This is a genomic window from Fimbriimonadaceae bacterium, from assembly GCA_019638775.1.
In the GTDB taxonomy this organism is placed as follows: Bacteria; Armatimonadota; Fimbriimonadia; order Fimbriimonadales; family Fimbriimonadaceae; genus JAHBTD01.
This window is the reverse complement of the sequence record JAHBTD010000010.1, coordinates 18,714-27,457: the sequence shown is the minus strand read 5'-3', so window position 1 is coordinate 27,457 and position 8,744 is coordinate 18,714. Positions and strand designations below refer to the sequence as shown.

5 protein-coding genes are annotated in these 8,744 nt (G+C 57.1%); all 5 read right to left on the bottom strand.

Going from position 1 to position 8,744, the window contains the following annotated elements:
- Window positions 1–4,172, bottom strand: a 4,172-nt coding sequence (locus KF784_16850; protein MBX3120730.1) for a conjugal transfer protein TraG N-terminal domain-containing protein, incomplete at its 3' end; no start/stop codon positions are given.
- A 48-nt stretch (window positions 4,173–4,220) separates the two neighbouring features.
- On the bottom strand, window positions 4,221–5,555 hold the full coding sequence (locus KF784_16845; GenBank protein ID MBX3120729.1) for a conjugal transfer protein TraH: 1,335 nt from the start codon (window positions 5,553–5,555) through the stop codon (window positions 4,221–4,223).
- 10 nt (window positions 5,556–5,565) lie between these two features.
- Complete coding sequence (locus KF784_16840; GenBank protein MBX3120728.1) at window positions 5,566–6,468, bottom strand: conjugal transfer protein TraF; 903 nt, start codon at window positions 6,466–6,468, stop codon at window positions 5,566–5,568.
- Window positions 6,438–7,526, bottom strand: coding sequence for a TraU family protein (locus KF784_16835; GenBank protein ID MBX3120727.1), 1,089 nt, complete (start codon window positions 7,524–7,526; stop codon window positions 6,438–6,440). Before KF784_16835 ends, KF784_16840 begins: the two co-directional genes overlap by 31 nt.
- Window positions 7,519–8,715: a hypothetical protein gene (locus KF784_16830; protein ID MBX3120726.1), complete on the bottom strand. Its 1,197-nt coding sequence runs from the start codon at window positions 8,713–8,715 to the stop codon at window positions 7,519–7,521. Before KF784_16830 ends, KF784_16835 begins: the two co-directional genes overlap by 8 nt.
- Window positions 8,716–8,744: the final 29 nt, after the last annotated feature.

Below are 8,744 nucleotides of genomic sequence, written 5' to 3'. Positions count from 1 at the left end.
ATATTTTGATGCGAGTCCAAGAGACCACTTGGGCCCCCACCGCCACCAGGTCCATCCGGCAGGGGTCCACCGCCTGACTGATACGGTGTCCCCCCAGCCGCTCCGCCACCAAACTTCCCCATTCGTCCCTTGAGGATCAAATATCGCGAAGCCCCATCCATTCCAATCCGACCAAATTCGAGGCCATAGGCAATCGCCTCGTCCGTTTGCGTGGGGTTGGTAATATCGGTGCCTTTGGCCGCAAACGCCATTTGGGTAATCGTCAAATTCGCTCCACTATCATGATGAAACTGCACGCGATTGAAGTCATGAAAATCGGCTCCCTTGTTACCGGACGAACTCAGCACATTCCCGCTGCTGTCGAGAGTGTCGTTGACCGCAAATCCATGGGCTGCATACTCATGCTTCGATAGCTCCCTGGTACTTGCAATCACGCTCGCGCCGTCAGGCGACTGTGTATACTCCACCACCTGGAAGTGTTCTTGCCCTTGCGCATCGGTGCGGTATTGCCCAACCTTTCCTGTTTGCACATCCGTGACTTCGGACGCAATCAACTGGCCAGATTGAGGACTATAGTAGAACGTCCCTTGTAACTCTTTCGTCTGTCCGGTATGCATTGGATCAGGCACGGTGAAGACGCCTGACTTGCGCTCATTGTTAAAGTACTGCGAGTCCAATCCGCCTAACACCGAGTGATACAAGACCTCGCGTTGGCCTCCATCACTTTTCATCGGACCAAGGACTTGCGTGTCTACCGCTCCATTTTTGGCAGCCACGACCTTCAGTGTCTGATCGAAAGAGCCGCTCATAGCCTCGCTGTTTGGATCTTCCAAAGACCTGGCAATCCCCCACACCTCATTGCCTTCACCGTCCTTCATGAAGGTGGAATAGGTGTTGTCGGTCACGTTGGTAATCGTCCCGCCCAGTAACTTACGCTCGCCCGTCTCACTGCTTGTTGGACCGTAGTAGAGATTGGCGTATACATCCATATCGCGATGCCCGTCATTGATCCGGCGCCAACCTGACTCTTTATCGATCGACTGTACTTCATCGTTGTACCCTCGTAGGGACTGCTCGAATTCCACGGTCATCTGGCGCGATCCTCTCATCTGATCGCTATACACACGGACCCCATCCAACTCAACTGACGAGTTTTTGAAGGCTCGCCCCTGGGCGTCCACAGACACGCCCTCAAAGGTGCTTACGGAATGTGTGCCCCCTGGAGCCATCAGGGTATCTTGGAACCCATATTGCCGACCAGACACCCCAGATCCTTTTTCGACAATGTCTCTGGCGTGAGACCCAGAGGTGCCATTAAACGCCACAAGGTTGCCATTATCAATCAGCCCTGTTACATCACGGGCCGGTGCTCCAGGTTGCTGAGCATATCCATGAAACATCTCGATTTGATGGCCGTCCTGTCCCATCGTATTCAATTGGGTGAACTGACCTGACAAATGCGTGCCATCCGTCAGATTACGTTCCCCGGAAATACTCTTGGTCCCTCCCTCTCGCCCATCAAAGAAGCTTACCTGGCCGTCGTATAGCAGCGCATTGGCTTGAAACGCCGGCGACCCTGGCTTGCTATTGTCGATCGCCGAGCCGAAGAAGGCTGTCGGCACTCCAGGTTGATTGGCTTCCCCATGGCTCAATGCCGTGAACGTGCCGCTCAGGGTATACGAGCCGACTGTCTGGGTGTCGTGAGCGACGCCGCTCGTGCCTGACTCGAAGTGTTCCGTGGCTTCCACCAGGAACTGCCGCCCTGATGCATCGGTGCCTAATGTCCCCGTCACCGTGTGCGCGTGCCCACCCTCATCACTGGTCAGACTGTAACTGGAGTAGATGTCTCGCGGATGGGCAGGGTCCGAGCGATCGACTGACCCAAAGGCCCTGACATATCCCTCCATCGGCCGAGTCACGCCATCCTTCCCCAAGACCATCTGTTGCGCTTGCCCAGTCTCCACAAAATAATTGGAGCCGTCAGGGGAGACGAACGATTCCCTGTGGACGCCGGCTTCCGTATCCTTGTTGTCAAATCCTCGGATCGCCCCGCCCTCGGTCGCCAGAAAATGAAACTGTCCATCCCGTTCGACCAACCGGCCGGTATACGATTGCTTCGCCCCCATCGTGCTCTGAAACATCGACTGCGTGATGGTGTCTGCCCGCTCTCCTGGCCCACGCTCCCCCATCATCTGGACAAATCCGGCATCGGGACGTGTCTCGCCCGCGACTTCCAGAAACAGCGGGACATTCCCAGATCGTGAGAAACTCTGACTTCCATCGTCGGCAATCGTACGCGTCTCGGACAAGCCTTTCCGAACAGATTGTTCCGTACGCGCCACGAGTTCTCCGGTGTCCTGATTTTCCTGTACGAGCACGCTCTTTCTGGCGCCGTCCTCACCCATCGTATCGAAACGATGCTCCACCATCGACCCGAACACCGAGGTTTGTGCATCGACCTGCTTCCCGGACTGAGGATCGGTCATCTTGTGACGGAATACCCCACTCAGGAGGTGCCCCTTCGAATCCATGGCATACTGCCCTTCTGGGCCTTTGTAGTTTTGAATACCATTCGCGCCGATACTGGTGATGCCACCCTGGGAGTCGTGAATCTCACTCGCTCCGGATTGACTATCGACACGAAATCCGCCGGGGCCGGCCGGCACGGTCATCTGCGGCTCGACGTCATGGCCAATCATCTCACCGAACTGGGCGCCGCGCTGTTCGTGTCGATAGGAGGGCCCTTCCTCCAAATTGGCACCAAGCCCACGAGAGAACTGCCCGCCCACTTGCCCAGCGACAGTTTCCGCCGTTCGCGATCCCGCCAGGATCGATCCCAACACCTGGCTGCCACCCCACATCAGTCCAAACCCGATCGCCGGCACGAGCCACACATAATCGGCAGCCGTGGAGTTCAGCATGGCGACATGTTCGTTGATTCGGTCCAACGTCGCATAGTTGACGGACTGCCCCACTCCGTTTGAACTCAAGATCGCGCCCAGCCGGCTCCGCGCTTCCCAGAACATGACGAAATTCAGTACTGCATACAGAGGCGACCAGGTCTGCAGCCACATGAACAGCCGCCAGTAGGTGCCCATCAGCCGGGACATGCCGGGCGAAATGGCGAGCACCAGAAGGAACGGGGTCATGATGTACACCACCCCTTCCACGATGGTCCGTAATAACGGCACGACCTTCTGCGCGACATAGGACTTCGAGTAGCTTTGGAACTTCAGATCCTTCTGGATCGCCTCCTGCTGCAACAGCACGGTGTCCGCAGTTGCCGCGCGACGTTTGGCATCGGCGGATTCGGCATTTTTCCACGCATGAATGAGCAGCACATTGTTGATCATGTCTCGAGCCGATTGCCCGACGGACAGCAAGAGATTCGCTCGAATATCCTCGGTGAGCCCTTCCTCATTGCCGGTGGCCGGATCGAGCTGCAACTGCGTCCGCAAATGCCGCATCGCCCCTTCGTAGTCAGGCTGGCCGCTGTTGTATCCTGGGAGGATAAGCGAACTATAGAAATCCGGACAGACCCGCGGCGCAGCCTCCAATGTACCACCCGTATACCCGAGCGCCGTCAGTGCATTGTTCATGGCTCCGACATCATTGAGCAGATTCGGAGAATTTCTCAGCGTGCCGAGGTTCTTCTGTAGCAGTCCAACCTCCCGAAACACGCACATCATAAAATAAGTATCCGTATTGCGAGCCAGATCCGAGTCTTGCAGTCTCGCATTCAGCACCTTCTGCAGATCGAATAACGGGCGATTGAATGATGTTTGTCCCTGGGTATATTGGACGGGCATCGGAAAGGACGCTTCGACGAGCTGGGTGGTGTAATACCCCACTTGCCCCGAGATGTATGCCGGCAACGCGATCGCCAGCGGGACATTGTTGACGATTTGATCGGGAACATCGGGGTTGACTTGGTCTTCTACGGACACATCCACCGTGATTCGAACGCTGACAAAGAGAATGAAAAAGGCCCCAACGACCAGCGGGACCAAGAACCGCCGATTGAACACAAAATAGACGAGTCCGAACATCGCAAAGACCAGGAGCGCGAGCTCCATGAGACTTTCGAATCGTCCGGTGGTCATCATGATCCGGATGCCCAGCAGAATCTGGGTCAACACATCGCCATTGCCGAAGGTATAGATCGTCCACATGGTCCGCTATCCTCTCCCCTCACATCGCAATCAGGCTTCCTCCGACGACTACCGCAGCGATCGCATTTCGCCCTGCGTCTTCGTCAACTGCATGAGCTGGTTGATGTTATTCACCATGCGTTGCCGCTTTGCGAGACTGTCACTGGCCCCCCTCAGAACTTGATGCAGCCGCCCCTGAAAATCTTGCAGATTGCCCGGCCATTCTGGTTTGACCTTTTGGATATAGCTGACGTTCCGGGATGTTTCGGTGGCCGCCCATTTCACCCATTGATATCCCATGTCTGCAGCCACCACTTCTGATGACAAGCGCGCAATCTGATTGCCGACATCCCGTGGCCGCCCATAATCAGCGAGCATGGTCAGAATCGGGACCGGGGTCATGTTGATGATTTGTTGATCCGCCGCACTGATTGCAGAGCCCGAGTAGAGGTCTTCGATGAGGTTACTCATCGACGTATACACACGACTTTCGAATCCTTCGATATCGGTCGCATCCGTAATCGTGGGGTTCAAACATTCGGAATCGCCCCCGCAATTAAATATTTTGACCACGTCCCCCAAATGGCTGTCGACCAGCTGTTCGAACGTCATCGTCGGATCGCGGGTTTGAACATCGCCGTCGTTCCCGACAATGATGGTACCTGTGACCGACATCACCATGACAATGAGATTCTGATCCAGGCCGGCCTGCGTCAGAACATCCCACACCAGATTGCCCGTCACATCGTATTCCGTGCCCTTCAGAGCTGAGGCGGCATCCGCATTCGACTGATTCTTGACCGCATCCCGGTCTTCAAACACGTCTCCGATGGCGCCCCCCGCCTCCTTCATCTTCTGCCAGGCATCGCCGAACCGACTCGCAAGCTTCTGTTTCGATGCTTCGTTCCCGGCCAGCGCCTTACCCAATTCAATCCCCGTTTGACAGGGTTGGATCCGTCCCGCGGCGTTGAGTGCTCTGGCAGCGGCTTCGATCTTATTGAGCACGTCCGCGCAGTCTTCACAGATGGCTTTCATCGCCAGCTGGAACGCGTACCCCAAGACGGCCCCGGTCCCGATTTGCTGCAGCAACTGGACGTACCGATCCAGCTTGCCGTAGGAAAAGGAGCCCAGATACACATCGATGCCTTGGCAGCCCACGCTCAATCGCGGAGGGGCAATCGACCACAGCCGCATCGGGTCCTGCCACAAACGAACCGAGACCCCACCGCCGCTGAAGTAACCTCGACGTTGACTCTCGTAGGCACCGGGAGGACTCGTGATCCCGACACCCCACGAGCTGAACATGTTCGTGAGGGCATCATTCATCGATTGCGCCTGCACCAGGGGAGGCCAGGCCAGTACGGCCCACATACACAGTCCAACCAGAATCCGTTTGCATCGCATCGTGTGTCCTCTATCCATGAGACGGTCGCTCGCCCAACAATCCTCGATTCCGCAACAGGACCAGCAATCGCTCGCGTAGATCCGCATTCGTCATCAGTCCGGCCCCGAGTGGCTTTAAGAAGTTTTCCTCGGGAATCGCGAGATAAATCATGGGCACCATATGCACGCCCACGTTTTCCGCCATGCCGTTGTTGATGGCGGGTTGCGGGTACTCCGGCAATCCCACCCCATCCAGCGACACAGGTTTCACCGTTAGTCCGTAGGTATCGGCGAAGACCTTCAATACCTTGGACTGTTCTTGACAAAACGGACAGGTAGAGGTGAAGAAGAAGAACAGTCCGACCCGGTCGGCTGTGCCTGCCAGCAGCTGCTCTTCGGTGTTTCGCTTGATCTCGGATTCGACGCTATGCCCATAGGTGGACGTGGGATGTTGCGACGCATAGTCGAGCTTGGGGTCCGTGTACATGGCGATCTGCCAGGCATCGGTGAAGCGTTGCGAGCGGTCATACGCTTCCTTTTGGACTTTGATGTAACTCGTCACATTCTCCACCGAGGGATCGTCCAACGCGCGTTCCTTTTTGGCCGACACCAGCTCCCGCAACACCGTCACCGGGAGGGCGGTTAACTTGACTCCATCCATCGCAAGCCCCTTGAACCACGTCCGGTATTTCGACGGCTCCAGCCAAGCCCCAGGGGGTAAGCCGTCAATCGTGACGGATACAGGACTCTCTTCCGCGTCCTCCTCAGCCTCGGCTGGAGGGTCTTGATAAAAGAACCATCCCTGCCTGGGATGATCGATAAACGTCTTAGAGCCGGGAGGATCAGCGGCCCTCGCAACACCGGTCGGCCCCCCCATCGAGCAGACGCTCACAGAGCACCACGCTAGAGCAAGCAACAGTTTTGTCGTTTCCATAGCAGCCACACAAAGTCCTCGCCAACGGCCGGCACGATTTTGCCGAGCCCCCACATCATGAGTGTCCGCCCCAGAGGCTGACAGCACGGCGGAGGAATTCCGGTGTTCGGAATAGGCCACAGTAATTGAAACTTGTACTGGCTTTTCACAATGAGAGCTGTCGTAACGTCGTCACACAACAACGGGCCATTGGCGGACGTCCAAAACTCTGTCCCCGCACGGGCCAGTTTGGCTAATAACCGTGTCATCGACAGTGCGGCCGGCTTGAGGTCTCCACTCGCTCCCGAGACATGCCCGGTCGGCGGATACATGAATCCAAAGCTCCCGGCACACCAGAACAGCGGATCGATCGGGAAGCCAACCGCTGCGGCCACGGAATCGGCAGCACAGGCTGCTAACGACACCGGATTGGCCAGGACCAAGGCCTCTGGAAAGAGGATGAGTGAAATCAGATCATCGTCCCACAAGGGATCGATCTCGGAGGCATACGCCAAATCGATCTCGTCTGCGATCCCGGTAGGATTCAGACATGCGATGTCCAATCCGATGCCGACGATGGCCCACAGGGGAAAAATGAAATAATGCACATGAAAAAATGCGTAATTGAGTTCGGAGTCCATCTGCGTCGTAGCCATGCCTCGCCCGATGTAACTGAAGCCCCCGGCCAAGGACACGCCGAGCGTCGGGAAACACAGGGGATCGTGTACCGCCTCGACCAGATTCTTCGGTTCCCAGATCCCCAGCGGTAACCCAGGAATGCAGATAGGCCCAAGACAAACGCACCCGCACAACTGCGGGGGAAAAGGGGCGCGGCCTGGACCGACGGCCGGGGCGGTAAAGTCTTCTCCCGGGTTAAACAACGTGACTCCGCTGAGAGAGATAGGAAACATACATTCCCAACACGTCGTCGCGAGACTATTCGCCAACACAGGGTTTCCGATTGTGCACACGGCCTCTGCCGTCCCAGACGGCCACAGCGTCGCCACGCCGATCAGCACACAACTCAGGCAGACCAGCAAGAACACCTGCCGGATCCCTCGCATCGAGGACCTAGTCATGAATCGCCACCTCCTCCACCCGCAGATTTCGGCCTAGCTGAGAGACCACACTGGGCACCGCTCCGACCCCCATGCGGCTGACGAGCAGAGGATTCGCCCAATAGACACGTTGATGGAGTTGCTCCATTACTTTCTGCACGTCGCCGTCAGAGATGATGAGTTTCACGAACTTAGGGTCATGCTCCCTCAAATATTGTTGCACCCAACCCATCTGTGCGGGACTGGTGCCGTCAAAAAACACGAGGGTTCGAATCCACCGCACCTTGTCGAAGGGGTTGATCTTCGTGCCGGACTTGATCAGCACCGTGCCCGTGGTGGGATCCTTGATATCCTCGGGGTACTCGACGGTCGGATCGACGAACGCCACTCTGGCCTCTTCGACATGCGGTAGGGCCAGCCCTGGCCCCTTGGCGAAATGCCGTTTGAGGGCATCGCCGGAACGGCGTTGAATGTCCGGCCAATTTGCGTTCGCCACTCGCTCCTTCATCACATCAATCATGTCCCGCTCCGCAATGTCGGCTCCACGTGCGTCGGCCCACACCTTCACACTCCGTTCGATGGTCGGAAGCAGTGGCGGAGCTTCTTCAGTCGGTCCCCCCTGGAGAAACCCTCGATGCCGGCGCTCGAACCATTCACCCCATGGCTTCAACCTCGCCTGCTCCTGTGACAACAGCGCCAGGAGATGTGCGACCGAGGATGCCCCACTCGCAACCATGAACTTCTCGTCCTTCACGAACACTAGGGCCGGAACCTCTCCTGCACCGACTGTCCGGTAGATCACCGGATCGATCCCGATTCCGACCAGCAGGGAGTCATCCGGGCGTTCCCCGGTGAAGAGCACCCGCTTAATCCGATCCTGCGTAACCTTGAACGACTCCTGTACCAGTCCGCGCAGCAGCACCTTCGCGCCAAGCAGTTTGGCTTCCCGCAGGTAGTCTTTGAGGGTGTCGTCCGGTAACGAGAAGGAGAGCAGAAGGTAGAGTCCGTCGCGACGCATCTCTTTCGGCGATTCCTGGGGGCGCCCCTGCCGTAACGCCTGGCGCGAGTACCTTGCGATGTCCTGAGCCATTTCCTCAGGGGACGGTTTACTCGGGCGGCCTGTCGATTCAGAGAGCGCGGGGGATCCGATGCTCAGGAGGGAGAGCACTACGGTCACTGCCATACAGGCGATAACACTCGATCCGTTCACGGTACCTCCATATCAGAATGTCTGTATGG